Below are 26,263 nucleotides of genomic sequence, written 5' to 3'. Positions count from 1 at the left end.
TGGCTTTTGGCCGGGGGGGCGGTCCATCAATAGGACGAATGACGGGGCGTTGCGGATTCGCGCCCGTCTTGAATGCGTGCCGAAGGAGTGAACATGGCTTTGAGACGCTACTCGATGTTTGCCGTTGCGCGGGAGGCCTTGCGCTTCCACGCCGGATGGGAACGCGCCTGGCAAAGCCCCGCGCCGAAAAAGCGCTACGATGTGGTCATCGTCGGCGCGGGCGGTCATGGTCTGGCGACGGCCTATTACCTTGGCAAGGTTCACGGCATCACCAATGTCGCAGTGATCGAGAAGGGGTGGCTGGGCGGTGGCAACACCGGGCGCAACACCACGATCATCCGCTCGAACTACCTGCAAGATCCCTCGGCGGCGATCTACGAAAAGGCGCGCTCGCTTTATGAGGATCTGAGTCAGGATCTGAACTACAACGTCATGTTCTCGCCGCGTGGCCTGCTGATGCTGGCCCAGTCCGAGCATGAGATGCGCGGCTACAAGCGCACGGTCTATGCCAACAACCTGCAAGGCGTCGAGACCCGCTGGATCACGCCCTCCGAGGTCAAGGATCTGGTGCCGATCGTGAATATCGACGGGCCGCGCTACCCGGTTCTTGGTGCGCTTTATCAAGAGCGCGGCGGCACCGCACGCCACGACGCGGTGGCCTGGGGCTATGCGCGGGCCTGCTCGGCCATGGGCATGGACATCATCCAGCAATGCGAAGTGACCGGCGTGCGCACCGAGAACGGCAAGGTGCAGGGCGTCGAGACCACCAAGGGCTCGATCGACTGCGGCAAGCTGGCCATCGTGGTGGCGGGCCATTCGAGCGTGCTGGCCGAGATGGCGGGCTTCCGCCTGCCGATCGAGTCGATGGCGCTGCAAGCCTGGGTGTCGGAGCCGATCAAGCCCTGCATGGATGTCGTTGTCATGGCGAACCTTGTGCATGGCTACATGAGTCAGTCTGACAAGGGCGAGATGGTCATCGGCGGCGGCACCGACGGGTTCAACAACTACACGCAGCGCGGCTCGTGGCACCATGTCGAGGAAACTACCCGCGCCCTGATCGAGACCTTCCCGATCATCTCGCGCCTCAAGATGCTGCGCCAGTGGGGCGGGATCGTGGACATGACCGGTGACCGCTCGCCCATCCTGTCGAAAACGCCGGTTGAGAACGTTTTCGTCAACTGCGGTTGGGGCACGGGCGGCTTCAAGTCGATCCCGGGTTCGGGCTGGGCGATGGCGGAACTGGTCGCCAAGGGCGAGCCGGGTCCGCTGGCCGCCGACTTCGGGCTGAACCGTTTCCGGGAAGGCCGCTTCATCGACGAATCCGTCGCGGCGGGGGTGGCGCATTGACCCGTCTTCGCTTCGCACTGCTCCACGATCTTGCGGGCGCCGTGTCGTCCGCTTCCCGAAAGGCCCTCTGACATGCTGACACTCACCTGTCCCTATTGCGGCGTGACCGTCGAGGAAACCGAACTCGCCCCCGGCGGCGAGGCGCATCTCAAGCGCTTCGGGCCGGGCGCGTCCGACGAGGACTTCGAAGGCTATCTCTTCGCCCGCAAGAACCCCAAGGGGGTCCATTTCGAGCGTTGGCGCCATGCCTATGGCTGCGGCAAGTGGTTTCTGGCGGCGCGCTGCACCGCCACGCTTGAGGTCTTCGGCACCTATCCGGCGCAAACGACCGAGCCTCCGGCAGAGCTGATCACGAAAATCAACGAGAAACGACCGAACTGGGGGGGCTGGAAATGAGCACGCGTCTCGCGAAAGGCGGGCGGCTGATCGACCGCGCCAAACCGCTCAACTTCACCTTCAACGGCAAGCCCATGCGTGGCTATGCGGGCGACACGCTCGCCTCGGCGCTGCTCGGGGCCGGTCAGGTCATGCTCGGGCGTTCGTTCAAGTATCACCGTCCGCGCGGCCTCGTGGCCAGCGGCGCGGAAGAGCCGAACGCGCTGGTCAACCTTGGTCGCAACAACCGCCACGAGCCCGACCAGCGCACCACCACCACCGAACTGTTCGAGGGCGCCGAGGCGACCAGCCAGAACCACTGGCCGTCGCTGGAGTTCGATGTGGGCGCGATCAACGACACCTTCTATCGGTTCCTGCCGGCCGGTTTCTACTACAAGACCTTCATGGCGCCGCGCTTCGCCTGGAAACATGTCTTCGAGCCGATCATCCGTCAGTCGGCGGGTCTGGGTGCTGCGCCGAAAGAGGCAGACCCGGATCGCTATGAGCAGGCCTATGACTATTGCGACGTGCTTGTCGTCGGCGGGGGCGTGGCTGGCCTTGCCGCAGCCCTGACCGAGGCGCTCGCGGGCAAGCGAGTGATCGTGATGGAGCAGACCGCGCACTGGGGCGGGCGTGCCCCGGTCGATGGCGGCCAGATCGATGGGCAGGAGCCCGAGGCCTGGGTTGCCGCAGCGGTTGAAACCCTGTCGGGCATGGCCAATGTGCGCATGATGCTGCGCACCATGGCGGCGGGTCTGCACGACCATGGCTATGCAATCGGCTATCAGTCGGTGGGCGAGCACGCAGCCGATGGCCGTCCGCGTCATCGCCTGTGGCGTGTGCGCGCGGGGCTGACCATCACCGCAAGCGGCGCGATCGAGCGTCCGATCGCCTTCTCGGGCAACGATGTGCCGGGCGTGATGCTCGCTTCGGCGGTACGCGACTATCTGGTGAACTGGGCCGTCAGCCCCGGCGACCGGGTCGTCGTGGTGACCAATAACGACGACGCCTACCGCACCGCGCTTGCGGTGCAGGCTGCGGGCCTCACAGTCCCCGCCATCATCGATGCGCGCGAAGCAGCGACCGGTGAGTTGCCGGAGTTGGCGCGCGCACGCGGTATCAAGGTGATGACCGGGCGCGGCGTGGCCAAGGTGCTCGGCCGCAAGTCGGTCACCGGTGTCGAGATCTGCGCGCAGGCGGGCGAGGGCGGGGTGATCGAGACGGTCGCCTGCGACTGCGTCGCCATGTCGGGCGGCTGGTCGCCGGTCGTCCACCTCTGGAGCCATTGTGGCGGCAAGCTTGTGTGGGATGACGCCGCGGCGATGTTCCGCCCCGACGCCACCCGCCCGCCGACCGGCGCGGCAGGTGAGCCGCTGGCCCGCGTGGTCGGTGCCGCGAACGGCCTGCTGCAACTCGGCGCGATCATGGACGAGGCGGGCATCCCCGCCGTGTCCGAGGCCGAGGCGCCCCTTATGCCGGTCTGGGTCATGCCCGCCGGCGCGAAGGAGAAGCTCAAGTTCAAGGCCTTCCTCGATTACCAGAACGACGTGAAGGTTTCGGACGTCCAGCTGGCCGCCCGCGAAGGCTATGAGAGCGTTGAGCACACCAAGCGCTACACAACGCTCGGGATGGCCTCGGATCAGGGTAAGCTGAGTAATATCAACGGTCTGGCGATCCTTTCGGATGCGCTTGGTCGGCCGATCCCGGTGACCGGGACGACCACCTTCCGCCCGCCCTACACGCCGATCAGCTTCGGTGCCGTCACCGGCGAGGCGCGGGGCGAGCTGTTCCAGCCGCTGCGCCGCACGCCAATGCATGGCTGGCACGAGGCCAAGGGCGCGCATTGGGAGCCCGTGGGGCTGTGGCGTCGCCCTTATTGCTACCCGAAATCCGGGGAAAGCCACCGCACCGCCGTCAACCGCGAGATCGTCAACACCCGCACCAATGTGGGTCTGCTCGACGCCTCGACGCTTGGCAAGATCGTGGTGAAGGGGCCGGATGCGGGGCGTTTCCTCGATATGCTCTACACCAACATGATGTCGAACCTCGCCGTCGGCAAATGCCGCTATGGTCTGATGTGCAACGAGAACGGATTCCTGAGCGATGACGGCGTCGTCGTGCGTCTCTCCGAGGATACCTGGCTGTGCCACACGACCTCGGGCGGTGCCGACCGCATCCACGGCTGGATGGAAGATTGGCTGCAATGCGAGTGGTGGGACTGGAAGGTCTACACTGCCAACCTGACCGAGCAATATGCCCAGGTCGCGGTTGTCGGCCCGAAAGCGCGGATGCTGCTTGAGAAGCTTGGCGGGATGGATGTCTCGAAAGAGGCGCTGCCCTTCATGACCTATGCCGAGGGCACGCTTGGCGGCTTCCCGGCGCGGGTGTTCCGCATCTCCTTCTCGGGCGAGCTGAGCTACGAGATCGCCGTGCCCGCGAACATGGGTCTGGCCTTTTGGGAGGCGCTGAATGCCGCAGGCGAAGAGTTCGGCGTGATGCCCTACGGCACCGAGGCGCTGCACGTGATGCGCGCCGAGAAGGGCTTCATCATGATCGGTGACGAGACCGACGGCACCGTGATCCCGCAGGATCTGGGCCTTGGCTGGGCGATCTCGAAGAAGAAGCAAGACTATCTCGGCAAGCGCGCGCAAGAACGCAGCCATATGACCGATCCGAAGCGCTGGAAGCTTGTGGGTCTTGAGACGCTCGATGGCTCGGTGTTGCCCGATGGGGTCTATGCCGTGGCCGAAGGGCACAATGCCAACGGCCAGCGCAACACGCAGGGGCGCGTGACCTCGACATACTACTCGCCCATGCTCAAGCGCGGGATCGCGATGGGGCTGGTGCTGAACGGTCCGGACCGGATGGGCGAGGTGCTCGACTTCCCCGCTGACAAGGGGGCCGTGTTCAAGGCGAAGATCGTCGACCCGGTCTTCTACGACAAGGAAGGGGAGAAGGCCAATGTCTGAGGCAATCAGCGCACTCAAAGGCGCAAGCCACACGGGCTTTGCCACGGTTGCCGAGGCGGGCCTGACGGGGATGATCTCGATCCGGGCCGATCTGAAGTCGAAGGCGCTGGCCAAAGCTTTGAAGGGGCTGGGTCTCTCCACCCCAGGGCAGCGCAAGGTTATCACCGCCGAAGGGCGCAGCGTCGCCTGGATGAGCCCGGATGAGCTATTGCTCATCTGCTCTTACGAAGAGGCGCCAGCGCTGAGCCAGTCGCTGAGCGAAGCCTTGGCGAAAGAGCATTCGCTGGTCACCAACGTCTCAGATGCGCGGGCGATGTTCACCATCTCGGGTGAGAAGGGCGACGAGGTGCTGATGAAGCTTTGCCCCGTCGATTTCGCGACTTTCCCCGAAGGCGAGATGCGCCGCACCCGTGCAGCACAAGTGGCTGCCGCACTCTGGCGCTCGGGCCCGCAGGAGCTGAGCGTAATCTGCTTCCGATCGGTTGCTGCCTATATGCTCGGGCTTCTCGAGGTCTCCTCTCGCAAGGGCGGCGAGATTTTCTGAGGAGGCAGGGGGCGCTGCCCCCTCGCGGCCGGGGCCGCTCACCCCCGGGATATTTGCGCCACGTTGATGGGTAGGATCGCTCTTTCAATGTGGGGAAAATATCCTCGGGGGGTGAATTGGCCGGATACGGGCAAGAGGGGGGCAGACAGCCCCCCTTCTTATTTGTGCCAAGAGGGGCTGACGGATGTGCTCAAGTGCCCTTGACCTCGGGGTCCCGCGCGCTTCTATAGGGGTAACGCTAACTGCACGCGAGAGGACAAGAAAATGGCTTTCGAACTTCCCGATCTTCCCTATGCCCATGATGCGCTTGGCGACCTTGGCATGTCGAAGGAGACGCTCGAGTATCACCACGATCTGCACCACAAGGCCTATGTCGATAACGGCAACAAGCTGATCGCCGGGACCGAGTGGGAAGGCAAGTCGCTTGAAGAGATCGTCAAGGGCACCTACCAGGCGGGCGCGGTTGCGCAGAACGGTATTTTCAACAACGCCTCGCAGCATTGGAACCACGCCCAGTTCTGGGAAATGATGGGTCCGGGCGGCAAGGCGATGCCGGGTGAGCTGGAAAAGGCGCTGGTCGAGTCGTTTGGCTCGGTTGCCAAGTTCAAGGAAGATTTCGCGGCCGCTGGCGCAGGTCAGTTCGGTTCGGGCTGGTGCTGGCTGGTCAAGGATACCGACGGCGCGCTGAAGGTGACCAAGACCGAGAACGGCGTGAACCCGCTCTGCTTCGGCCAGACCGCGCTTCTGGGCTGCGACGTGTGGGAGCATTCCTACTACATCGATTTCCGCAACAAGCGCCCGGCCTACCTCACCAACTTCCTCGAGAAGCTGGTGAACTGGGAAAACGTCGCCTCGCGCATGTAATCTGCGCTTCTGCGCGATTTCGGGGCCTGTCGGAGCGATCCGGCGGGCCTTTTCTTTTCCTGCGGCAGAACGTCTGGTCGGCTCGAAATCAACGACGTGCATCCCCATGTTGAGCAAAGAGAGACAAAAGGAGGTCGTCATGCTGCTTTCCAAAGGAATTTGGGTTGTCGTTGCGGATTCCGAGAAGGCCTTGGTTTTGCGCAATGAGGGGACGGGGCGGGAGCCGCGTCTGGCATTCGTGCGCCGCGAAGAGGCGCCCGAGGTCATCGTCGCGTCCGATGCGCCCGGGCGTCGCGCCGATGTCGGGCAGGGACAGCGCTCGGCGATGGAGGTGCCGGATTACACCCGACTGAATGCCGAAACCTTCATGGCGGATCTGGCCGACGATCTGGCACGCGCGCAGCGGCGCGGTGCGTTCGACAAGCTGATCCTCGTGGCACCGCCTCAGGTTCTGGGCGCGCTGCGCGATGCGCTGAGCGAGGGGCTGGCAGCGCATGTCGTGGCCGAGATCGACAAGACCCTGACCAAGCACCCGCTGGCCGAGATCGGCAAGATCGTCGCGTCCGACATCGACGCGCTTTGACTTAGGGAAAACGCAGCCGCCCCTTTTCTTTACCGGCGCTTTCGGTCAGCGTGGCGCCGAACGGACAGGGGCGGTTCATGCGAGATCAGGTCAAGGGGTTCTGGGCGCTGCTATTCGCCTGCGTGGTGTGGGGGCTCTCGGGGCTCTACTACAAGCAGTTGGCCGCCGTTCCGCCGCTTGAGGTGCTGGCGCACCGGACGCTCTGGTCGCTGGTATTCTTTGGTGCCGTCCTGGCGATGCAGGGCCGGCTTCGCGCCGTGGGCCTTGCGCTGCGTGGGCGCAACCTACTGATTTTGCTACTTTCCGCGATCATGATCTCGACGAACTGGTTCGGGTTCATCTGGTCGGTGCAGAACGGGCGCGCGCTTGAGGCGAGCCTCGGCTACTACATCTTCCCCCTTGTTGCGGTGGGCCTTGGTGTCGTCGTGATGCGCGAGGCGATGACGCGCGCGCAGGCTCTGGCCGTGATGATCGCGGCCGGCGCGGTTCTGTATCTGACCTGGGGCATCGGTGCGCCGCCGTGGATGGCGCTGATGCTGGCGGGAACCTTTGGCGCCTATGGGCTTATCAAGAAGCGTCTGGATGTGGGGCCGGTGGTCTCGGTCACCGCCGAGGTGTTCTTGCTCGCTCCGCTCGCGCTCGCGTTGCTTCTGGGGCTGCACTACGGATGGGTAGGGGCCGCGCCGAGGTCGGGGGCGTTTGGCTCGGACTGGGGCACGAGCCTCTTGTTGGCCTTCTCGGGCGTGCTGACCGGCGGCCCGCTGATCCTGTTTTCCTATGCCGCGCGGCGGGTGCGGATGGCGACGCTCGGGTTGGTGCAATACCTTAACCCGACCTTGCAATTGTCGGTCGCCGTGATCGCCTTCCACGAACCGATCACGCAGTGGCATGCGGTGGCGCTGCCAATGATCTGGCTTGCGCTGGCGATTTATTCGCTGACGTTGCTGCGGCGCGGGTAGGTGTCAGCTCAGCGCGGTGGCCAGCGCGGATTCGAGCGCCGAGACATCCTCGACCCAGATCAGCATCTCGGCCAGCGAGCGGTCGGCAAAGCCCTCGCCGATCATATGCTCGATGGCGGTCTTGATCGGGTTCCAGTAGCCATCGGTGTTGAGAATGAGGATCGGCTTTTCATGCAGGCCGATCTGGCGCCAGGTGAGCACTTCGAACAACTCGTCCAGAGAGCCTGCGCCGCCGGGCAGGACGACGATGGCATCCGAGTTCATGAACATCACCTTCTTACGCTCATGCATGTTTTCGGTGACGATGAAGGTGGACAGGTCGCGCTTGCCGACCTCGCGCTGGAACAGGTGGATCGGGATCACGCCAAAGGTGGCGCCGCCTGCCTGTTGGGCCGCGCGGGCGACCTCGCCCATCAGGCCCACATCGCCTGCGCCGTAAACAAGGCGCCAGCCGCGCGTGGCGAGCATCGTGCCGGTGGCCCGGGCTGCCTCGGCATAGGCGGGCCGGTTGCCGGTGCGCGAGCCGCAAAAGACACAAATCGAAGGCTGGTGGGACATCAAAGCACCTTTCGGGCTGAACTGCACGCCGGGTGCAGCGAATTGTTGTTTGGTGATAGCGGCTTGGCTAAGGTTGCTCAAGTCATGCGGCGCAAGATCGCATCGGAACGAGGGGAAATGGGATGAAAAACGTCGAATCGGGGCAAGAGCCGGCCGCGGCGAAGGCGGGCTCGGGTCTGGGTGGGGCGATGCTGGGCGGCGTATCCGCTCTTGCACTGCTGGCCGTTCTGGCGGGCTACTGGGTGTTGCGCGATCCGCCGCAGCAGCCTGCGCCCGTGGCACAACTGCCTGAGGCCGCGCAGCCTGAACCTGTTGCAGCCCAACCCGCGGCTGAGGCGCCGACGACTGCGGCGGCCGAACCCGAAGCGCTGGCGAACGCGACCGCCGCGCCAGAGTCGGAGCCTGCGCCCGAACCGGCTTCGCCCGAGCCCGCCTCCACAGAGCCCGGTCCTGTGGCCAGCCTCGATCAGTTCCGCGCCGCGCCTGATGGCGCGCTGACGCTGGCGGGGCGGGTCGAGCCGGGTGCCAAGGTGGAAGTTCTGCTTGATGGTGCCGTTGTCGATACCGTCACCGCAGAGCCGGGTGGCAGCTTTGCTTCGGTCGTGCTGGCCGATCCCTCGGCCGAGCCGCGGCAGATGAGCGTGCGCGTCACCGGTGCCGATGGCGTGGCCCGCGAGGGCGAGGAAAGCGTGACTGTCGCACCAAGCGCCGAAGCCGTGGCACAGGCGGCCGAGGCCGAGGGCGCCTCGGAAGCAGCGGTCGCCGAACAGGTCAATGCAGCTGAGACGCTGGCGCAAACCCCGCTGGTGACCGATGAGCAGGGCGCGCGCGTTCTGGCCGAGGCCAGCGCCGATCTGTCGATCGATACCGTGTCTTTCGATACGGGTGATCAGATAGCGGTGAGCGGACGCGGTGCGCCTGCGGGGGCGCTTCTGCGCGCCTATATCGACAATGCCGAGGCGGGGCTGATCCAGGCAGGAACCGAGGGCAACTGGCGCATGGTGCTTCCGGCAGGCGCGCCGGGCCAGCATGTCCTGCGCATCGACGCGCTCGATGTGGATGGCAAGGTTCTGACGCGCGCCGAGACCAGCTATGACCGCATCGCACCCGAAGCCCTTGCCGCCGCCGAAGCCCCTGCGGGCGCCGAACCAAAGCGTGGCACCCGTATGATCACGATCGAGCCGGGCAACACCCTTTGGGCCATCGCGCGCGAGAATTATGGCGACCCCTATCTTTATGTGCGCCTCTTCGAAGCGAACCGCGATCAGATCCGTGATCCGGACCTGATCTATCCCGGGCAGGTCTTCGCCATTCCCGAATAGGGCTGGACTCTGACGGTTTCCGGCTTAGGTTTTGCCCGCCCGGTGGGGACTATCCCCGAACCGGGCGTCGCATTTCATGACCAGTCGAAAGGTTTTCCCTCATGGCGCCTTCCCAGATCACCGTCGCGGGCAAAGTCAGCGCGAATGAGCGCGCCCGAGGCTGGCGTACGATCCGCGCGGTCGCGCCATACCTGTGGCCGGATGCGCACCCCTGGGTGAAGAAGCGCGTCCTGATCGCGATGAGCCTGCTGGTCATGGCAAAGGTGATCGCAGTCGCAACGCCGTTCCTTTACAAGGCTGCGGTGGACGGTCTTGCAGGAACCGCGCGGGCCGAGGGCTGGCTCTTGCCGCTTGGCGCGGTCGCGCTGACGGTGGCCTATGGCGTCGCGCGGATGGCCTCGGTCGGCTTTGGCGAGTTGCGCGATGCGGTGTTCGTGCGGGTCGCACAGCGCGCGCTGCGTCAGTTGGCGCTGGAAACCTTCGAGCATATCCACCGCCTGTCGATGCGCTATCACATCAACCGCAAGACGGGCGGGCTAAGCCGGATCATCGAGCGCGGCGTGAAGGGCGTCGAGTTCCTGCTGCGCTTCATGCTGTTCTCGGTCGGGCCGCTGATCCTGGAACTGACGATGGTGGCGGTGCTTTTCGCGGTGCTGTTCGACTGGCGTTACGCGGCGGTGGTGATCGTCACGATCGCAGCCTATGTGACCTTTACCTTCAAGGTCACCGAATGGCGCGTCGCGATCCGGCGCAAGATGAACGAGGCCGACACGCAGGCCAACCAGAAGGCCATCGACAGCCTGCTGAACTTCGAAACCGTCAAGTATTTCGGTGCCGAGGCGCGCGAGGCCAAACGCTACGACGCCTCGATGGCGGGCTATGAGCAGATGGCGGTCAAGACCGGTCAGAGCCTTGCGATCCTGAACTTCGGCCAGAGCCTGATCATCTCGGTGGGCCTGATCGCGGTGATGGTCATGGCGGCTATCGAGGTGCAGTCGGGCAAGTTGACCGTGGGCGATTTCGTCATGGTGCAGGCTTACATGATCCAGATCACCATGCCGCTTGGCTTCCTCGGCACCGTCTATCGCGAAATCCGGCAGGCGCTGGTGGACATGGGCGAGATGTTCGACCTGCTGCACCAACCCGCCGAAATCAACGACAAGCCCGGCGCCCCGGACCTGCGCGTGCAGGGCGGTGCGATCGAGTTCGAAAATGTGAAATTCGCCTACGACCCGACGCGGCCGATCCTCAAGGGGATCTCGCTCAAGGTGCAGGCGGGGCAGACCGTGGCGCTGGTGGGCCCCTCGGGCTCGGGCAAGTCGACCATCGGGCGGCTCATGTTCCGTTTCTATGACGTGACGGGCGGCGCGATCCGCATCGACGGGCAGGATCTGCGCGACATCACCCAGACCAGCCTGCACGACGCCATCGGTGTGGTGCCGCAGGACACGGTGCTGTTCAACGACACCATCGGCTACAACATCGCCTATGGCCGCGCGGATGCGACGCAAGACGAGATCATCGCCGCCGCCAAGGCCGCGAAGATCCATGACTTCGTCATGAGCCTTCCTGAGGGATATGAAACGACGGTGGGCGAGCGCGGACTGAAGCTTTCGGGCGGCGAAAAACAGCGCGTGGGCATTGCGCGCACGCTGCTCAAGAACCCGCCGATCCTGCTGCTGGACGAGGCGACCTCGGCGCTCGATACGCAGACCGAGCGTGACATCCAGGTCAGCCTCAAGGCGATGGGCGAGGGGCGCACGGTGATCTCGATCGCGCACCGTCTCAGCACGATTGTCGATGCGGACCGGATTGTGGTGCTTGAACAGGGCGAAATCATCGAGGAAGGCCGTCACGAGGAACTTCTGGCCCATGGCGGGCGCTATGCGGCGATGTGGGCGCGCCAGGGTGGCGAGGAGTATCTGCTGCGCAACTCGGTGCGTCAGCTCGAGGAGGATGGCGAGGCGGAACCTACCGACGAGCGCCACCGCACCCCGCATACCTGGACGACCTGAGCGGGCCGCGGCACCGCCCGGGCTGGCCTTGGCAATGGTCTTGGAAATGTATAAGAAAACCGCAAACCGTTAAGGGAGCCGCCTGTGGACGAGACCGACAGCTTTATCGAGGAAGTCACCGAAGAGGTCCGCCGCGACAAGCTCTTTGCCGCCATGCGCAAATATGGCTGGATCGGCGTCGTGGCGATCCTGGGGATTGTCGGCGGGGCGGCCTATACCGAATGGACCAAGGCGACGGCCCGTGATCAGGCCGAGGGCTTCGGTGATGCGCTTCTGGCCGCGGTCGAATCTGACGATCCGGCGGCCGCGCTTGCGGCGGTCGAGGCCGATGGCGGCCGTGCGGCACTTGCGCAGCTGATGCTGGCGGGTCAGCAGGCCGAGGCGGGCAATGCCGAGGGTGCGCTGGCGTCCTATCGCGCCGTTGCGGCGAATGCCGCTGCTCCGGCGAGCCTGCGCGAACTGGCGCGGTTCAAGGCGCTTGGCGTTGCGGGCGATACGATCAGCGCCGAGGAACGCGCGGCCGAGTTGAGCGCGCTTGCGCAACCGGGCGCGCCTTATCGTCTGCTGGCGCTCGAGGCGCAGGCCGAGGCCGCCGTTGCGGCGGGCGATCCCGAACAGGCGATTTCGCTGGCCAAGCAGATCCTTGCCGAGGCAGGGGTCACGCCGGGCTTGCAACAGCGCGCGACAGAGTTGATTGTGGCGCTTGGGGGCGATCCGGCGGAGCAGTGACCGGAACCTCGGACCGGGCCGTATGGCCGGGTCCAAATGATGCGAGGGCAGGGGGATGAAAGCGGTGAAGCTGATCCGGGGAATGGCCGTGCTTGGCATGGCAGCGTTGGTAACCGGTTGCGAAAAGGAGCTGATCCTTGAGGGCGACCGGATTGACCCGCGCGATGTGCTGAGCCAGAGCGCAGCCGATGCTCCGCTGGCGATATCCACGGCAATCGCACTGCCCGCGCAGCAATCGAATGCGGAATGGACCCATCGGGCCGGCAACCCGTCCCATGCGCTGGTGAACCCGGCCATCGGCGGCGGTACGGCGCGGGTCTGGTCGGCCGCGATCGGCGAGGGCGCAGGGCGCAAGCATCGCATCACGGCCGATCCGGTCGTGGGCGCGGGGCGGATCTACACGCTCGATGCGCGCGCGCAGGTCGCGGCGACGGGCCTGAACGGTGCGGCGCTGTGGAAGGCCGATCTGACGCCGCCCTCGGACAATGCCGACGATGCCTCGGGCGGCGGTTTGGCCTATGCGGACGGGCAGGTTTACGTCACCACCGGGTTTGGCGAGCTGGTTGCGCTGGATGCAGCCTCGGGCGCGGTGAAGTGGCGCCAGAAATTCGATGCCGCCATTGGCGGCGCACCGACCGTGTCGGGCGGTCTGGTCTATGTCGTGGCGCGCGATGCCTCGGCCTGGGCGATCCGGGCCACGGACGGCAAGGTGCAATGGCAATTGCCCGGCACGCCCTCGGGCTCGGCCATGGTGGGCGTTTCCGCGCCCGCAGTGAACGAGCGGATGGTCGTCTTCCCGTTCTCGTCGGGCGAGATGGTCGGCGCGCTCAAGCAGGGCGGTCTGACGCTGTGGCAGGGCAAGGTTGCGGGTGCGCGGCTTGGCCGGGCCTTCGCGACGGTGACCGACCTGACCGGCGATCCGGTCATCGTGGGCGACAAGCTTTACGCGGGTTCCTCGGCGGGCAAGGTCGGCGCGTTCGACGTGAACTCGGGCGAGCGGATCTGGACCGCGACCGAAGGCGCGGTGTCGCCGGTGCAGGTTGCGGGCGGCTCGATCTTCCTGGTGTCGGACGAGGCGCGGCTGGTGCGTCTGGACGCGGCCACCGGCGCGACGATCTGGGCGCAGGATCTGCCCTATTTCGTCAAGGAAAAAATCAAGAAGCAGGCCAAGATCTTCGTGCATTACGGTCCGCTGCTGGCGGGCAATAAGCTGTTCGTCGCCTCGACCGACGGGCTGCTGCGCAGCTTCGATCCGGCGACCGGCGCGCTGCTTGGCCAGACCGAGATCCCCGGCGGCGCGGCGACCAACCCCGTTGTCGCGGGCGGCACGCTGTATGTTGTCGGCATGAATGGTCAGCTTCACGCTTTCCGTTGACGGAAAAAGGGTGTAGAGGGGCCGCTTGATCCGCCTCAGGAGGCAGAAATGAGCTTTACCCTGGCCGTCGTTGGCCGCCCGAACGTCGGCAAATCGACGCTGTTCAACCGCCTTGTCGGAAAACGCCTGGCGCTGGTCGATGACCAGCCCGGCGTGACGCGCGATTTGCGCGAAGGCGATGCGCGCCTTGGCGATCTGCGGTTCGTCGTGATCGACTCGGCCGGTCTGGAACTGGCCGAGGATGACAGCCTTCAGGGCCGCATGCGTCGCCTGACCGAGCGCGCAGTGGAAGAGGCCGATGTCTGCCTGTTCCTGATCGACGCGCGCATGGGCGTGACCCCGGCCGACGAGATCTTTGCCGACATCCTGCGCCGCAAGAACGCGCATGTGATCCTTGCCGCGAACAAGGCCGAAGGCAGCGCGGGCGATGCCGGCGCGCTGGAGGCCTGGTCGCTTGGTCTGGGCGAGCCGCTGCGGATCTCGGCCGAGCATGGCGAGGGCCTCGACGATCTTTATACCGTCCTGAAACCTCTGGCCGATGAGTTCGCCGAGAAGAACGCTGCCAACACCCCCGAGGTCGATGTCGAGATCGAGGAAGGCTCGGAAGAGGAGGGCGTCTATCAGGCGCCCACCAAGCTCAAGCCGCTGCAACTGGCCGTCATTGGCCGCCCGAACGCCGGGAAATCGACGCTAATCAACAAGATCCTCGGCGAGGATCGTCTGCTAACCGGCCCCGAGGCCGGGATTACCCGCGATGCGATCTCGGTCACGACCGAGTTCATGGGCACGCCCATGCGGATCTGGGACACCGCCGGGATGCGCAAGCGCGGCAAGATCAACGACAAGCTCGAAAAGCTTTCGGTGGCCGACGGTCTGCGCGCCGTGCGCTTCGCCGAGGTGGTCGTGGTGCTGCTCGACGTGAATATCCCCTTCGAGACGCAGGATCTGCGCATCGCCGATTTCGCCGAGACCGAGGGCCGTGCCGTCGTCGTCGCCGCGAACAAGTGGGATCTTGAGGAAGACAAGCCCGAGAAGCTGAAAGAGCTGCGCGAGGCGTTCGAGCGCCTGCTGCCACAGCTGAAAGGCGCGCCGCTGGTGACCGTCTCGGCCAAAACCGGGAAGGGTCTGGACCGGTTGCACAACGCGATCATGAAGGCCCATCAGGTCTGGAACCGCCGCATCTCGACCGCGAAACTGAACCAATGGCTCTCGGCGATGACCGAGGCGCACCCGCCGCCGGCACCGGGCGGGCGCCGCATCAAGCTGCGCTACATGACCCAGGCCAAGACCCGTCCGCCGGGCTTCGTCATCATGGCGACCCATACCGACAAGATCCCGGAAAGCTACGGGCGCTACCTCGTCAACGGGCTGCGCAACGATTTCGACATGCCGGGCACGCCGATCCGCATCTACTTCCGCGATCAGGGTTCGAAGAACCCCTACAAGGATCGCAAGAAGTCGATCCCCTCGCGCCTAAAAAAGCACGTGGATGCGCGCAAGCACGAAGCGCGCAAGGGCAAGCCGGCATCCAGGCCTGAGTGACCGTTCCGGCCGTGCTCAGATGAACCCTAGGTGACTGAGCGCGGCCCGAGCTTTCTCGCGCGCCGCTGCATCGCGGCTGAGAGCCGCCGAGTTCAATCCATGCACAAGCGTCGAAAGCTTCTTTCGCGCGCGCAGGGTCTCGATATGTGCGGGAACATCCGCGTCGCGGATTCTGAGGATCTCAGTCGCCGCGAAGTCGATGGCGTTATGGTCGGTCAGCATTCCAGCCCCCCAGCTGAATTGTTCCTCCCTGTGCGAATCTTAGGGTAGAAAACCGGGACTGTCAGCCGAGGAATCGGCGCTGCGCTGAAATCACGCGGCCTTAAGATCAAGTAAAAGGCCCCGAAAGGGGCCTTCTCCTTTGAATTCAAACGAGCTTGCCGTCCACCAGCCGGGTCTTGCCGCCCAGATAGGGATGCAGGGCAGCGGGTAGGGTGACCGAGCCATCCTCTTCCTGGCCGTTCTCCAGCACCGCGATCAGGCAGCGCCCGACGGCAAGGCCCGAGCCGTTGAGCGTCGCCACGAACTCGGGCTTGCCACCGGCGGCAGGCTTGTAGCGGCCATTCATGCGCCGCGCCTGGAAGGTGCCGCAGGTCGAGACCGAGCTGATCTCGCGGTAGGTATTCTGACCGGGCAGCCAGACCTCGAGATCATAGGTCTTCTGCGCGCCAAAACCCATGTCGCCGGTGCACAGCACGATGCGGCGATAGGGCAGGTTAAGGCGTTCCAGCACCGTCTCGGCGCATTTGGTCATGCGCTCATGCTCGGCGATCGCGTCCTCGGGGCGGCAGATGGTGACCATCTCGACCTTCTCGAACTGGTGCTGGCGCAACATGCCGGCGGTATCCTTGCCGGCCGAGCCCGCCTCGGAGCGGAAGCAGTTCGTGTGGCCGCACATGCGCATCGGCAGGGCGGCCTCATCGACCGTCTCGCCCGCGACATAGTTGGTCAGCGTGACCTCGGCGGTCGGGATCAGCCACCAGCCGTTGGTGGTTTCATAGCTGTCCTCGGCGAATTTCGGGAGCTGCCCGGTGCCAAGCATCGTCTCCGAGCGCACGAGGACGGGTGTGATGTTCTCGATCAGGCCGTGCTCGTCAGTGTGCAGGTCCAGCATGAACTGTGCCAGCGCCCGGTGAACGCGCGCAACCCCGCCCTTGAGCACGACGAAACGCGCGCCCGACAGCTTGGCGGCGGTTTCGAAATCCATCGCGGCGCCGACGGCGGGAAGCTGGTAATGCTCCTTGGCGGTGAAACCAAGCTCGCGCGGGGTGCCCCAACGGCGCACCTCGACATTGTCGGCCTCGTCCGCGCCCTGCGGCACCTCGTCGAGCGGATTGTTCGGGATCAAGAGCAGCTTGTCGCGCAGCTCGGTGTCCAGCGCACCCGCACGCGCCTGCATCGCCGCAACCTCGGCCTTCTTCTCGGCCACCAATGCGCGCAGGCGTTCGAATTCGGCCTCGTCGCCCTTGGCCTTGGCTGCGCCGACCTGTTTGGAGGCCGCATTCTGCGCCGCCTGTGCGGTCTCGGCCGCGTGGATCGCCGCGCGGCGTTCCTCGTCAAGCGAGAGGATATCCGACGACATCGGCGCAAGTCCCCGGCGCGCAAGGGCTGCGTCAAAGATCTCGGGGTTCTCGCGGATCGCGCGGATGTCGTGCATGTCATACCTCGTTGGTTGCGCGACAGGGTTTAGCGCGGAAACATGCGCCGTAAAAGCCCTGCGGATTAGCTAAGTGACTCAGGTCAAAGCAGGAACCCTTGCGCGGATGTTGAATAATGGTGTAAAGGGACACATATTCAAAAAGCGGAATGTAAATTTCCGCTGATTTGCGCATACCCGAAGGGAAGGGGCCCGATATGAAATCCATCATCTTGCCGCTGGCGCTTGTCGCGCTGGTTCTGCCGCAGGTGGCCGTGGCCGAATCCGGCGGGCCCTTTGTCGTGACCACCACCGAGGCCATTGACTGGAAGGCCGTCTATGGCCGGGTCGAGGCGAAGGATTCGATCCCCGCGCGTGCACGTCTGGGCGGCACCTTGGTCGAACTGACGGTGGGCGAAGGCGACCAGGTACAGGCGGGCCAGCCGCTTGGTCGGGTCGTCGATGAGAAGATCAACTTCCAGCTTTCGGCGATCGATGCACAGATCACCGCGCTCGAGTCGCAATTGGCCAACGCCCAGTCCGAACTCAAGCGTGGCGAAGAATTGCAGGCGCGCGGCGTGACGACGACACAGCGGCTTGATCAGTTACGCACTCAGGTCGATGTCTACACCGGTCAGATCGAGGCGCAGAAGGCCAGCCGCAAGGTGATCGTGCAGCAGGCTTCGGAGGGCGAGATTCTGGCGCCGATCTCGGGCATGGTTCTCAACGTTCCCGTGGCCAAGGGTGCCGTGGTGATGGCGGGTGAGAACGTGGCCACGGTTGGTGGCGGCGGCTTCTTCCTGCGTGTCTCGGTCCCCGAGCGTCATGCCGGCGCCATTACCGAGGGCGATACGATCGCCATCGAGACAGCGTCTGGCCCGAAAGAGGGCCGACTGGCCAAGGTCTATCCGCTGATCGAGAATGGTCGTGTGACGGCCGATGTCGAGGTTCCCGACCTGGATGCGGCATTTGTCGATGCGCGCGTTCTGGTGCGTCTGCCACTCGCCAAGCGTGAGGCGATCCGTATTCCGGCCGACCTGATCCGCACCCATTCGGGTCTGGATTTCGTGACCGTCGAGAAGGACGGAGAAAAGGTTGTGCGCACCGTGGTCCCGGGTGCGCGCTCGATGGTCGATGGCGTCGAGATGGTCGAGATCGTGACCGGCCTCAATGGCGGTGAGACGGTGGTCGCCGATGAGCACTGATCCGAGCACCCGCCCCGAGGGCGACGAATTCGAGGGTATCAAGCTTGGCATCGCCGGGCGCCTGACGCGCGCCTTCATCGAGTCGGCGCTGACGCCGCTGATGATCCTCGCCGCGCTGGCCGTGGGTTTCGTGGCGCTGGTCAGTCTGCCGCGCGAGGAAGAGCCGCAGATCTCTGTGCCGATGGTGGATATTCACATCCAGGCGCCGGGTCTGAAGGCGCCTGACGCGATGAAACTGGTGACCGAGCCGATGGAAACCATCGTCAAGGGCATCAACGAGGTTGAGCACGTCTATTCCCAGACCTCGGACGATTATGCGCTGGTGATGGCGCGTTTCGTCGTGGGCACCTCGGCCGATGCGGCGATCCTGCGGGTGCATGAGAAGGTGCGCGCGAACATGGACCGCATCCCGGTTGGCATCTCCGAGCCGATGATCGTCGCGCGAGGGATCGACGACGTGGCCATCGTGTCGCTTACCCTGTCAGGCAAGCCCGGCACCGGGATCGGCGCGAATGAATTGACCCGGATCACCCGTGAGCTGCAGGCCGAAGTCACCAAGATCGAAGATGTGGGTCTGACCTATGTCGTCGGCGAAGCGACCGAGGCGATCCGTATCGAGCCCGATCCAGAGAAACTGGCGCTTTACGGCATCACGCTGCAAACTCTGGGCTACAAGGTGCAGCAGGCCAACCGCTCTTTCTCGACCGGAAAGCTTCGCGATAATGGCGAACAGATCGACCTTGTGGTCGGGGAAACGCTGACCGCACCCGCTGAAATTGCCGGGCTTCTTCTGACCGCGCGTGATGGTCGGCCCGTCTATGTCGCCGATGTCGCCAAGGTCTCTTACGTGGGCGACACCTCGGACCAGATCGTGGCGAATGTCACGCGCGACGGCGAGACGCTCAACCGGACCCCCGCCGTGACGCTGGCGATCGCCAAGCGCGCCGGGGCAAATGCGGTCGTTGTGGCCGAAGAAATCCTGCACCGCGTCGAGGAGATGAAGGGCGAGCTGATCCCCGACTCGATCGAGGTGCAGATCACCCGCGACTATGGCGAGACCGCGAACGAGAAGGCCAACGAGCTGCTGTTCCACCTTGGCCTTGCCACGGTGTCGATCATTGCGCTGGTGCTGTTTGCGATTGGCTGGCGCGAGTCGATCGTGGTGGCCATCGTCATTCCGGTGACGATCCTGCTGACGCTCTTTGCCGCCAATATCATGGGCTATACGCTCAACCGGGTGTCGCTTTTCGCGCTGATCTTCTCGATCGGTATCTTGGTCGACGACGCCATTGTGGTGATCGAGAACATCGCCCGGCACTGGGGCCTCAAGACGCCCGGCAACCGGACCCACAAGGCCATTGTGGCCGTGGCCGAGGTCGGCAACCCCACCATCGTCGCCACGCTGACGGTTGTCGCGGCGCTTCTGCCGATGCTCTTCGTGTCGGGGCTGATGGGGCCCTATATGTCGCCCATCCCCTCGAACGCTTCGGCGGCAATGATCTTCTCCTTCTTCGTGGCGGTGATCATCACGCCTTGGCTGATGGTCAAGATCGCTGGCAAGGCGCCGCTCCATCACGCCGATGACGCCCATCACGGCGGCAAGCTTGGCGCGCTTTATACCCGCGTGGCGAAACCGGTTCTGGCATCGAAGAAGTCGTCCTGGATTTTTCTTCTGGTGACGGTGGTGCTCAGCTTCGGTTCGCTTGGGCTGCTTTACACCAAACATGTCACGGTCAAGCTTCTGCCCTTCGACAACAAGTCGGAACTGAGCGTGGTCATCGACCTGCCCGAGGGCGCCTCGGTCGAGGCGACCGACGCAGTGGCGCAAAAGGTGGCGGCGGTCGTGACGGAACTGCCCGAGGTGATCTCGGTCCAGACCCATGCCGGGGCGGCCGCGCCGTTCAACTTCAACGGTCTCGTGCGGCACTATTACCTGCGCCAGTATCCCTGGCAGGGCGATGTGCAGATCAACCTGACCAACAAGACCGAGCGCGACCGCGCCTCGCATGAGATCGCGCTTGAGATCCGCGAACGGATCATGGCGCTTGACGTGCCCGCAGGCACCAGCCTGAAGACGGTCGAGCCGCCGCCCGGCCCACCGGTCATCGCGACCCTGCTGGCCGAGGTCTATGGCCCCGACGCCGAGACGCGCCGCGCGGCCGCGACCAAGATCCGTCAGGCATTTGAGAGCGTGCCCTATATTGTCGATGTCGATGACAGCTTCGGCACCCAAGCACGCCGTCTGCGGGCCACGGTCAATTCGGACGATCTGGAGTTCTTCGAGGTCTCCGAGGGCGATGTCTTCGACACGCTCGGGCTGCTCAACGGCTCGACCACGGTTGGCTATTCGCATCGCGGCGCCGAACGCGCTCCCTTGCCCATCGTGATGGAACGCTCGAAAGGCGCCAAGGTGATGGACGAGGCGACGCTGTCCACGCCGATCCCGGCGAACCTACTGCCCGGCGCGCGTGGGGTGGTGGAACTGGGCGATGTGGTCTCGGTCCGCGAGGAAAAGGCATCCTTCCCGATCTTCCGCCACAACGGGCGCGAGGCCGAGATGGTCACCGCCGAGCTTGCGGGCGACTACGAGGCGCCGCTCTACGGCATGATCGCGGTCAGCGATGCGCTCGAACAGATCGACTGGGCCGAGGGCGAAAAGCCCGAGATTGCCCTGCATGGCCAGCCCAATGACGAAAGCAAGGTGACGCTGCTGTGGGATGGCGAGTGGGAGGTGACCTGGGTGACCTTCCGCGACATGGGCGCGGCCTTCGGCGTGGCGCTTTTGGGGATCTATATCCTCGTCGTGGCGCAGTTCGGCTCGTTCAAGCTGCCGCTGGTAATCCTGACGCCGATCCCGCTGACCTTTCTTGGCATCATGGCGGGGCATCTGCTCTTTGGTGCGCCTTTCTCGGCGACCTCGATGATCGGGTTTATCGCACTGGCGGGGATTATCGTGCGCAACTCGATCCTTCTGGTGGACTTCATCCGCCATGCCGACCGGACCGGGAAAACCGAGATCGACATCCTGATCGAGGCCGGCGCGATCCGCTTCAAACCGATCCTGCTGACCGCCATCGCGGCGATGATCGGGGCCGTGGTGATCCTGGCCGACCCGATCTTCCAGGGTCTGGCGATCTCGCTGCTGTTCGGTCTGCTCAGCTCGACCCTGCTGACGGTGCTGGTGATCCCGGCGATCTACCGGATCTTCCGCACCTGATCGGGTGACATGAAACGAAAAGGCCCGCCGTGATCTGGCGGGCCTTTTGCATTTCGGGGAATGGGATCAGTCCGGCTGGAAGCCGTGGATCAACTGGCGCAGCCCCAGCAGCCCGCCCGCGATGATGGCCGCCAGCGTGACCGGGGCCGAGAAGGCGAGGGTGGACATCGCGCTGATCCCCTGACCGACCGAACAGCCAAGCGCCACCGTTCCGCCAATCCCCATCAGCGCTGCGCCCGAGACCTGACGCCCCAACTCGCGCGGGTCTTCGCAGGCTTCCCAACGGAAAAGGCCGCGAATGGCCGAGCCAGCGAAGGCGCCAGCGAGCACCCCTGCAACGAGGCCGACCGAGAAGGTGATGCCGCCGCCGGTCGAGGTCATGAAATAGAGGATTGTGCGGCCGAGCGGTGCGGTGAACGAGGGTGCCTCGACGCCAACCTCGCCCAGGCTTTCGCGCGACAGGTAGGTCGTGCCGACAAGGCACCAGACGACGGCGAGGCCAGCTGCGATGCCCCACAGGATCTTGCGGCGGTCGCCGCGCAGGGGGGCGTAGCTGAGCGCCCAGATCAGGAACAGTGCCGCGACCGGCAGGGCGAAGGTGATCGGGGCAAGGCCGGAGCGTTCCGCCAGCCAATGCGCGATGCCCTGCGGAGCGGTTGCATTCACCTGCGGCAGCAGTGCCGCGCGCAGCGGAGCGAGCGGCCCGGACAGCGTGGCGAAGGCGAAGATCCCCATCACCACCACCACCACGAGCGAGCGCAGATCGCCACCGCCGAACCGCGCCAGCGCCCCGAAGCCGCAGTTGCCCGCCAGCGCCATGCCGTAGCCGAACACCAGCCCGCCCGCGACCGACCCGATCGGGTTCCAGCTGATTGTCAGATAGAAGGTCGAGGTCAGATCGGCCCAACCGGCAGCCTCGGCAACGAAGGCGCCGGTGATCGCCACGGCCAGAACGATGCCCCACAAGCGTATGCGGCGTTGATCCTCGCCATAGGCGGCGGCCTCCAGCGCGCCGAGAGTGCAGAAATCTCCAAGACGCGCTGCCATCCCCAGCACGAGCCCACCAATGAGCCCCACCAGAGCGGACAGCACGCCGATCGGCAGAATGTCCATAAGTCCTCCCCCTCCCGAACGCAGCGCCTCCCCAGGGCTACGATCAGACTTCGCTGCAGAACATATCGTATACTAGGGCGATGATACGCGCGGCGCGCGGGTCGCTGAGGGAGTAGTAGATCGCCTTTCCCTCGCGGCGGCAACTGACCAGACCTTCAAGACGCAGCCGCGCGAGCTGCTGGCTAACCGCGGCCTGGCGCGATTCCAGCAGGTTCTCAAGCTCGGTCACCGACTTTTCGCCGGAACTGAGGTGGCACATGATCATCAGCCGCCCCTCATGGGCAAGCGCCTTGAGAAGGTTCGAGGCATCCTGTGCCCGGCCCATCAGCTCATCCGCGTCGAGGCGTGCGCAGCCGTCATCGTCCAGCGCCGCAGCCGGCTCTCCCTTCAGCGGGGATTTTTGACCATCTGGCGCCATCGGTTGCACCAACTTCCCTTTCATCGCCTTGGCATGGCACTGACATGCACAATAGGTCCGCGCATAGCATGTATGCGCAGCAGAATCGAGAGCGAAGCAGCCGCTATTTGCGCGGCTTTTATTGGGGGGGCGGCAAGTCGGCACCCGCGTTGCGCAGCGCCATTCCCAGCAACCCCCAGAAAAAATCCTCTCCCGGATAGCCTTCGATCCTGCCGACTTCCGCGTCATCCTGCATCAAGACGAAGGTCGGCGTGAACACTGGCGCCGCGCCGATCTGGAGCCCTTCGGCCCAATCGCTGCGCAGGTCCACGTGTTCTAGCGGGGCAAGTTTTCCCTCGGGAGACTTCGGATAGATCGGGCCGATTTCGGCGTCCCACTGGGCGCAGTAGCCGCAACCGGCCTGTTCGACCATGATCAGCCGGAAAGGTGCGTCGACGGCATCGGCTGCACTCGCACCGATACTGGCCACCGGAGCGGCCGAAGCCAGCCACGACAGCGCAGGCAAGAAAATCGCCGCCAGTGCAATGCGCATGATTGACGCACCTCAAATTACATATGAATATCGTAATATGTTTGCGGGGGCGGATCAAGCAATCGATCCGGGGGAGACCCTGCCAGGGAGGATAAATGATTCTGGACCCGAGTTACGGGGGCGCGCTGATTGCGGGCCTTCTGTCATTTCTGACCCCCTGCATCCTGCCGATGGTTCCGTTTTACCTGTCCTATATGGCGGGCATCTCGATGTCCGAACTGCGTGGTGGCGGAAAGATCGCGCCCGGCGCACAGCGGCGGCTGGTCTTTTCGGCCATGGCCTTCGCCCTGGGCGTCACCACGATCTTCATGCTGATGGGGTTGGGGGCGACGGCACTTGGGCAGGCGTTCCGCAGTTGGATGGGGCCGCTCAGCTACGTCGCGGCGGCGGTTCTGTTCCTGTTTGGTCTGCATTTCCTTGGGGTACTTCGGATCCCGTTCCTGTATCGCGAGGCCCGGATCGAGGCGAAGTCCGACCCCTCGACGCTGTTTGGCGCCTATGTCACCGGGCTGGCCTTCGGTTTTGGTTGGACGCCCTGTGTCGGGCCCGCGCTGGCGGCGATCCTGATGGTGGCCTCGGGGATCGGGGATCTGACGCGGGGCACGCTGCTGCTGTTCTTCTACGGCGTCGGCATGACCGCGCCCTTCATCCTTGCGGCCTTTTTCGCCCGCCCGTTCCTTGCACTGATGAGCCGCCATCGCGCGAAGCTTGCCTATGTCGAGAAGGCGATGGGGGTCATGCTAATCCTGTTTGCCGTGCTGATCGCCACCAACAAGGTCAGCGTCATCGCCGATTTCCTGATCAAGACCATGCCCTCGCTCACGTCGTTGGGCTGATTCAAGGAGGAGACCATGCGCCGTTTTCTGACCGCAGCCATCACCGTCATCGCGCTGGCGCTGCCTGCGTTTTCTACCGAACTGGGGGATGACGGCCTTCATAAGGAGCCGTGGTTCCGCGACACCTTCAAGGACATGCGCGAGGATCTGGCCGAGGCCAATGCCGAGGGCAAGCGCCTCCTGATCATCTGGGAGCAGCGTGGCTGCCTCTACTGCGCCAAGATGCACGAGGAGGTCTATTCCGATCCCGAGGTTCGCGCCCAGATCGAAGGGGGGTATTTCGTCGTTCAGATGAACCTCTTCGGCGATGTCTCGGTCACCGATTTCGATGGCGAGACCCTGCCAGAAAAAGAGATGGCGATGAAATGGGGGGTCATGTTCACGCCCACCATGATGTTCTTTCCCGAAGAGGTCGGGGAGGGGATTCCCGCCAACCGTGCCGTAGTCGCCGCCATGCCGGGCGCCTTCGGGAAAGGAACCACCGGAGCCCTTCTGACCTGGGTGCAGGAGCATGGATACGAGAGCGGTGTGAACTTCCAGAAATACGTTGCCGAGCGGGTAACCGGGCAATAGTTCGCTGTATCGCGTGCGCGCTTTCGCCCTGACTGCGTCAATTAAATTACGATTAATCAAAGTTATACTATGCAAAGTTCATCTTTTGCATGAGGCGCTTCGAGACGCGCTATCATCAGATATATAGATTTATGAATTTAACTATTGCGTCGATCTGACGCGCATGGATATGTTGTCGGTGGGAGAAGAAATGGGAGGTCTTCGATGAATCGCCACGTCGTGCTGGCGGCAGCTGCCGTCACACTCGCCACCGGGGTCGCCTTCGCTGAAACCGCACCCACCGAGGTGCAGTTCGAAGAGGGCGCGGTCGCGCAATCGCTTACCGGCCAGCCGGGCAATGCCGAAGAGGGTGCGAAGGTTGCGACCACGCGCTCGCTTGGCAATTGCGTCGCCTGCCACCAGGTGTCGTCGCTCAGCGCGGATTTCCAGGGCAACATCGGCCCGGCGCTGGATGGCGCCGCGGATCGCTGGTCCGAGGAGCAGCTGCGCGGCATCGTTGTGGACGCCAAACACACCTTCGAGGGGACCGTGATGCCCGGCATGTACAAGACCGGCCCGTTCATCCGTCCCGGAGATGCCTACACCGGCAAGGCCGCCCCGGCCGATCTGCCGCCGATCCTGTCGGCGCAGCAGGTCGAGGACGTGGTCGCCTTCCTGCTGACGCTCAAAGAGTGATCACCGAGATCAAGAGGAGAAACCAATGAAACTTTCCAGACGTGATGCGCTGGCCCTGGCCCTCGGTGGTGCTGCCGCCGCCATGCTGCCGGCCCGCGCCATGGCCGACGCTGCCGCCGACGCCATTGCCGCCTTCACCGGTGGTGCCGCGACCGGCACGGGTGGTCTGACCCTGACCGCCCCCGAGATCGCCGAGAACGGCAACACCGTTCCGATCGCCGTCGATGCCCCCGGCGCGACCGAGATCATCGTGCTGGCCACCGGCAACCCGACCCCGTCGGTCGCGACCTTCAAGTTCGGCCCCGCCGCCGGCTCGCAAGCCGCCTCGACCCGCATCCGCCTGTCGAAGACGCAAGACGTCCTCGCGATCGCGAAGATGCCCGACGGCAGCTTCGTGCAGGCCAGCTCGACCGTTAAGGTCACCATCGGCGGCTGCGGCGGCTGATTTTTCGAGGAGACACAGACATGGCTGATAACGTCAAACCCCGCGTGAAAGTGCCCTCGAAGGCGAAAGCCGGCGAAGTGGTCGCGCTCAAGACCCTGATCTCGCACCCGATGGAATCGGGTCAGCGCAAGGACAAGGACGGCAACCTGATCCCGCGCTCGATCATCAATCGCTTCACCTGCGAGTTCAACGGCGCCCTGGTGATCGATGTCACGCTCGAGCCTTCGATCTCGACCAACCCCTATATCGAGTTCGACGCCAAGGTCGATGCCACCGGTGAGTTCAAGTTCACCTGGTATGATGACGATGGCTCGGTCTACGAGGACAAGAAGTCGATCGAAGTGGCCTGAGGCCGATCCGGCGCGTGAGGGAGCGCGCCGCACCAAGGAAAGCCTGCGCCCGGCAAGGGCGCGGGCAGAACTCAGGGAGGA

Annotated in this window: 25 protein-coding genes; 19 read left to right on the top strand and 6 right to left on the bottom strand. The window is 64.4% G+C overall.

The window, feature by feature from the left end; genetic code table 11:
• The first annotated feature begins 99 nt into the window (after positions 1–99).
• The 7 genes from N3C64_RS01950 to rarD all read left to right on the top strand — a co-directional run bounded on the left by N3C64_RS01950 (position 100) and on the right by rarD (position 7,641).
• Entirely contained in the window at positions 100–1,347 is a 1,248-nt protein-coding gene (locus tag N3C64_RS01950; RefSeq protein ID WP_260011812.1) for a sarcosine oxidase subunit beta family protein, read from the top strand.
• Between the two features lie 72 nt (positions 1,348–1,419).
• Positions 1,420–1,743 carry a sarcosine oxidase subunit delta gene (locus N3C64_RS01945; protein ID WP_260011271.1) on the top strand — a complete coding sequence of 108 codons (324 nt, stop codon included), beginning with the start codon at positions 1,420–1,422 and terminating at the stop codon, positions 1,741–1,743.
• Positions 1,740–4,691 (top strand): sarcosine oxidase subunit alpha family protein, encoded by a 2,952-nt coding sequence (locus N3C64_RS01940; protein ID WP_260011268.1) that lies wholly within the window; start codon positions 1,740–1,742, stop codon positions 4,689–4,691. The genes N3C64_RS01945 and N3C64_RS01940 overlap by 4 nt, the downstream gene beginning before the upstream one ends.
• Positions 4,684–5,235 carry a sarcosine oxidase subunit gamma gene (locus N3C64_RS01935; protein WP_260011265.1) on the top strand — a complete coding sequence of 184 codons (552 nt, stop codon included), beginning with the start codon at positions 4,684–4,686 and terminating at the stop codon, positions 5,233–5,235. The genes N3C64_RS01940 and N3C64_RS01935 overlap by 8 nt, the downstream gene beginning before the upstream one ends.
• Before the next feature lie 264 nt (positions 5,236–5,499).
• On the top strand, positions 5,500–6,099 hold the full coding sequence (locus tag N3C64_RS01930; RefSeq protein ID WP_260011262.1) for a superoxide dismutase: 600 nt from the start codon (positions 5,500–5,502) through the stop codon (positions 6,097–6,099).
• A gap of 139 nt (positions 6,100–6,238) precedes the next feature.
• On the top strand, positions 6,239–6,682 hold the full coding sequence (locus N3C64_RS01925) for a baeRF12 domain-containing protein (RefSeq protein ID WP_260011261.1): 444 nt from the start codon (positions 6,239–6,241) through the stop codon (positions 6,680–6,682).
• Positions 6,683–6,759: 77 nt separating this feature from the next.
• Positions 6,760–7,641, top strand: a complete 882-nt coding sequence (rarD, locus tag N3C64_RS01920; protein ID WP_260011259.1) for an EamA family transporter RarD — start codon at positions 6,760–6,762, stop codon at positions 7,639–7,641.
• Positions 7,642–7,644: 3 nt separating this feature from the next.
• On the opposite strand, the gene N3C64_RS01915 is transcribed toward rarD, so the two are convergent.
• Complete coding sequence (locus N3C64_RS01915) at positions 7,645–8,199, bottom strand: LOG family protein (RefSeq protein WP_260011248.1); 555 nt, start codon at positions 8,197–8,199, stop codon at positions 7,645–7,647.
• Between the two features lie 122 nt (positions 8,200–8,321).
• Here N3C64_RS01915 and N3C64_RS01910 point away from each other — a divergent pair, with 122 nt between their 5' ends.
• The 5 genes from N3C64_RS01910 (at position 8,322) to der (ending at position 15,182) form a co-directional block, all read left to right on the top strand.
• On the top strand, positions 8,322–9,521 hold the full coding sequence (locus N3C64_RS01910; RefSeq protein WP_260011246.1) for a LysM peptidoglycan-binding domain-containing protein: 1,200 nt from the start codon (positions 8,322–8,324) through the stop codon (positions 9,519–9,521).
• Between the two features lie 101 nt (positions 9,522–9,622).
• Positions 9,623–11,536: an ABCB family ABC transporter ATP-binding protein/permease gene (locus tag N3C64_RS01905; RefSeq protein ID WP_311201857.1), complete on the top strand. Its 1,914-nt coding sequence runs from the start codon at positions 9,623–9,625 to the stop codon at positions 11,534–11,536.
• An 84-nt stretch (positions 11,537–11,620) separates the two neighbouring features.
• Entirely contained in the window at positions 11,621–12,265 is a 645-nt protein-coding gene (locus N3C64_RS01900) for a tetratricopeptide repeat protein (protein WP_260011243.1), read from the top strand.
• A 55-nt stretch (positions 12,266–12,320) separates the two neighbouring features.
• On the top strand, positions 12,321–13,640 hold the full coding sequence (locus N3C64_RS01895; RefSeq protein WP_218629303.1) for a PQQ-like beta-propeller repeat protein: 1,320 nt from the start codon (positions 12,321–12,323) through the stop codon (positions 13,638–13,640).
• A 48-nt stretch (positions 13,641–13,688) separates the two neighbouring features.
• Positions 13,689–15,182, top strand: a complete 1,494-nt coding sequence (gene der, locus N3C64_RS01890) for a ribosome biogenesis GTPase Der (RefSeq protein WP_260011240.1) — start codon at positions 13,689–13,691, stop codon at positions 15,180–15,182.
• A 15-nt stretch (positions 15,183–15,197) separates the two neighbouring features.
• Here the strand turns inward: der and N3C64_RS01885 are convergent, their stop codons facing one another.
• Both N3C64_RS01885 and serS read right to left on the bottom strand, forming a co-directional pair.
• The gene (locus N3C64_RS01885) at positions 15,198–15,404 is read right to left on the bottom strand and encodes a hypothetical protein (RefSeq protein WP_218629301.1); all 207 of its coding nucleotides are present in this window, start codon (positions 15,402–15,404) and stop codon (positions 15,198–15,200) included.
• A gap of 145 nt (positions 15,405–15,549) precedes the next feature.
• Positions 15,550–16,839: a serine--tRNA ligase gene (gene serS / locus N3C64_RS01880; RefSeq protein WP_260011239.1), complete on the bottom strand. Its 1,290-nt coding sequence runs from the start codon at positions 16,837–16,839 to the stop codon at positions 15,550–15,552.
• Between the two features lie 197 nt (positions 16,840–17,036).
• Between serS and N3C64_RS01875 the strand changes: the two genes are divergently transcribed.
• Together N3C64_RS01875 and N3C64_RS01870 are read left to right on the top strand one after the other, a co-directional pair.
• Positions 17,037–18,023 (top strand): efflux RND transporter periplasmic adaptor subunit, encoded by a 987-nt coding sequence (locus N3C64_RS01875; RefSeq protein WP_260011234.1) that lies wholly within the window; start codon positions 17,037–17,039, stop codon positions 18,021–18,023.
• A complete protein-coding gene (locus N3C64_RS01870; RefSeq protein WP_260011232.1) occupies positions 18,013–21,240 on the top strand; it encodes an efflux RND transporter permease subunit in 3,228 nt (1,075 codons plus the stop codon). Before N3C64_RS01875 ends, N3C64_RS01870 begins: the two co-directional genes overlap by 11 nt.
• A gap of 66 nt (positions 21,241–21,306) precedes the next feature.
• Here N3C64_RS01870 and N3C64_RS01865 read toward each other — a convergent pair whose 3' ends face one another.
• The 3 genes from N3C64_RS01865 to N3C64_RS01855 form a co-directional block, all read right to left on the bottom strand.
• Positions 21,307–22,353: a YeeE/YedE family protein gene (locus N3C64_RS01865; RefSeq protein ID WP_260011231.1), complete on the bottom strand. Its 1,047-nt coding sequence runs from the start codon at positions 22,351–22,353 to the stop codon at positions 21,307–21,309.
• 43 nt (positions 22,354–22,396) lie between these two features.
• Positions 22,397–22,678, bottom strand: coding sequence for an ArsR/SmtB family transcription factor (locus N3C64_RS01860; protein ID WP_236021087.1), 282 nt, complete (start codon positions 22,676–22,678; stop codon positions 22,397–22,399).
• A gap of 211 nt (positions 22,679–22,889) precedes the next feature.
• Positions 22,890–23,303: a thioredoxin family protein gene (locus N3C64_RS01855; RefSeq protein ID WP_260011230.1), complete on the bottom strand. Its 414-nt coding sequence runs from the start codon at positions 23,301–23,303 to the stop codon at positions 22,890–22,892.
• 98 nt (positions 23,304–23,401) lie between these two features.
• On the opposite strand from N3C64_RS01855, the gene N3C64_RS01850 reads away from it, so the two are divergent.
• From N3C64_RS01850 to soxZ, 5 genes are all read left to right on the top strand, one after another.
• Positions 23,402–24,139 (top strand): cytochrome c biogenesis CcdA family protein, encoded by a 738-nt coding sequence (locus N3C64_RS01850; protein ID WP_260011810.1) that lies wholly within the window; start codon positions 23,402–23,404, stop codon positions 24,137–24,139.
• A gap of 15 nt (positions 24,140–24,154) precedes the next feature.
• On the top strand, positions 24,155–24,712 hold the full coding sequence (locus tag N3C64_RS01845; protein ID WP_260011228.1) for a thioredoxin family protein: 558 nt from the start codon (positions 24,155–24,157) through the stop codon (positions 24,710–24,712).
• 204 nt (positions 24,713–24,916) lie between these two features.
• On the top strand, positions 24,917–25,387 hold the full coding sequence (soxX, locus tag N3C64_RS01840; RefSeq protein WP_218629294.1) for a sulfur oxidation c-type cytochrome SoxX: 471 nt from the start codon (positions 24,917–24,919) through the stop codon (positions 25,385–25,387).
• A gap of 25 nt (positions 25,388–25,412) precedes the next feature.
• A complete protein-coding gene (gene soxY / locus N3C64_RS01835; RefSeq protein ID WP_218629293.1) occupies positions 25,413–25,832 on the top strand; it encodes a thiosulfate oxidation carrier protein SoxY in 420 nt (139 codons plus the stop codon).
• A 20-nt stretch (positions 25,833–25,852) separates the two neighbouring features.
• Complete coding sequence (soxZ, locus tag N3C64_RS01830; protein WP_218629292.1) at positions 25,853–26,182, top strand: thiosulfate oxidation carrier complex protein SoxZ; 330 nt, start codon at positions 25,853–25,855, stop codon at positions 26,180–26,182.
• Positions 26,183–26,263: the final 81 nt, after the last annotated feature.

The sequence above is a fragment of the Sedimentimonas flavescens genome (genome assembly GCF_025154035.1).
GTDB classification, from domain to species: domain Bacteria; phylum Pseudomonadota; class Alphaproteobacteria; order Rhodobacterales; family Rhodobacteraceae; genus Rhodobacter; species Rhodobacter flavescens.
Note: the sequence above shows the minus strand (reverse complement) of the source record. Positions and strands in the feature narration are given on the sequence as shown.

Bases quoted from the DNA above. Each gene is read 5' to 3' on its own strand.
- N3C64_RS01910 (WP_260011246.1), top strand. From the start codon at position 8,322: ATGAAAAACGTCGAATCGGGGCAAGAGCCGGCCGCGGCGAAGGCGGGC.
- N3C64_RS01925 (WP_260011261.1), top strand. From the start codon at position 6,239: ATGCTGCTTTCCAAAGGAATTTGGGTTGTCGTTGCGGATTCCGAGAAG.
- N3C64_RS01885 (WP_218629301.1), bottom strand. From the start codon at position 15,404: ATGCTGACCGACCATAACGCCATCGACTTCGCGGCGACTGAGATCCTC.
- N3C64_RS01905 (WP_311201857.1), top strand. From the start codon at position 9,623: ATGGCGCCTTCCCAGATCACCGTCGCGGGCAAAGTCAGCGCGAATGAG.
- N3C64_RS01895 (WP_218629303.1), top strand. From the start codon at position 12,321: ATGAAAGCGGTGAAGCTGATCCGGGGAATGGCCGTGCTTGGCATGGCA.
- N3C64_RS01845 (WP_260011228.1), top strand. From the start codon at position 24,155: ATGCGCCGTTTTCTGACCGCAGCCATCACCGTCATCGCGCTGGCGCTG.
- soxZ (WP_218629292.1), top strand. From the start codon at position 25,853: ATGGCTGATAACGTCAAACCCCGCGTGAAAGTGCCCTCGAAGGCGAAA.
- der (WP_260011240.1), top strand. From the start codon at position 13,689: ATGAGCTTTACCCTGGCCGTCGTTGGCCGCCCGAACGTCGGCAAATCG.
- rarD (WP_260011259.1), top strand. From the start codon at position 6,760: ATGCGAGATCAGGTCAAGGGGTTCTGGGCGCTGCTATTCGCCTGCGTG.
- N3C64_RS01855 (WP_260011230.1), bottom strand. From the start codon at position 23,303: ATGCGCATTGCACTGGCGGCGATTTTCTTGCCTGCGCTGTCGTGGCTG.
- N3C64_RS01865 (WP_260011231.1), bottom strand. From the start codon at position 22,353: ATGGACATTCTGCCGATCGGCGTGCTGTCCGCTCTGGTGGGGCTCATT.
- N3C64_RS01935 (WP_260011265.1), top strand. From the start codon at position 4,684: ATGTCTGAGGCAATCAGCGCACTCAAAGGCGCAAGCCACACGGGCTTT.
- N3C64_RS01860 (WP_236021087.1), bottom strand. From the start codon at position 22,678: ATGGGCCGGGCACAGGATGCCTCGAACCTTCTCAAGGCGCTTGCCCAT.
- soxY (WP_218629293.1), top strand. From the start codon at position 25,413: ATGAAACTTTCCAGACGTGATGCGCTGGCCCTGGCCCTCGGTGGTGCT.
- serS (WP_260011239.1), bottom strand. From the start codon at position 16,839: ATGCACGACATCCGCGCGATCCGCGAGAACCCCGAGATCTTTGACGCA.
- N3C64_RS01870 (WP_260011232.1), top strand. From the start codon at position 18,013: ATGAGCACTGATCCGAGCACCCGCCCCGAGGGCGACGAATTCGAGGGT.
- N3C64_RS01875 (WP_260011234.1), top strand. From the start codon at position 17,037: ATGAAATCCATCATCTTGCCGCTGGCGCTTGTCGCGCTGGTTCTGCCG.
- N3C64_RS01930 (WP_260011262.1), top strand. From the start codon at position 5,500: ATGGCTTTCGAACTTCCCGATCTTCCCTATGCCCATGATGCGCTTGGC.
- N3C64_RS01940 (WP_260011268.1), top strand. From the start codon at position 1,740: ATGAGCACGCGTCTCGCGAAAGGCGGGCGGCTGATCGACCGCGCCAAA.
- N3C64_RS01915 (WP_260011248.1), bottom strand. From the start codon at position 8,199: ATGTCCCACCAGCCTTCGATTTGTGTCTTTTGCGGCTCGCGCACCGGC.
- soxX (WP_218629294.1), top strand. From the start codon at position 24,917: ATGAATCGCCACGTCGTGCTGGCGGCAGCTGCCGTCACACTCGCCACC.
- N3C64_RS01945 (WP_260011271.1), top strand. From the start codon at position 1,420: ATGCTGACACTCACCTGTCCCTATTGCGGCGTGACCGTCGAGGAAACC.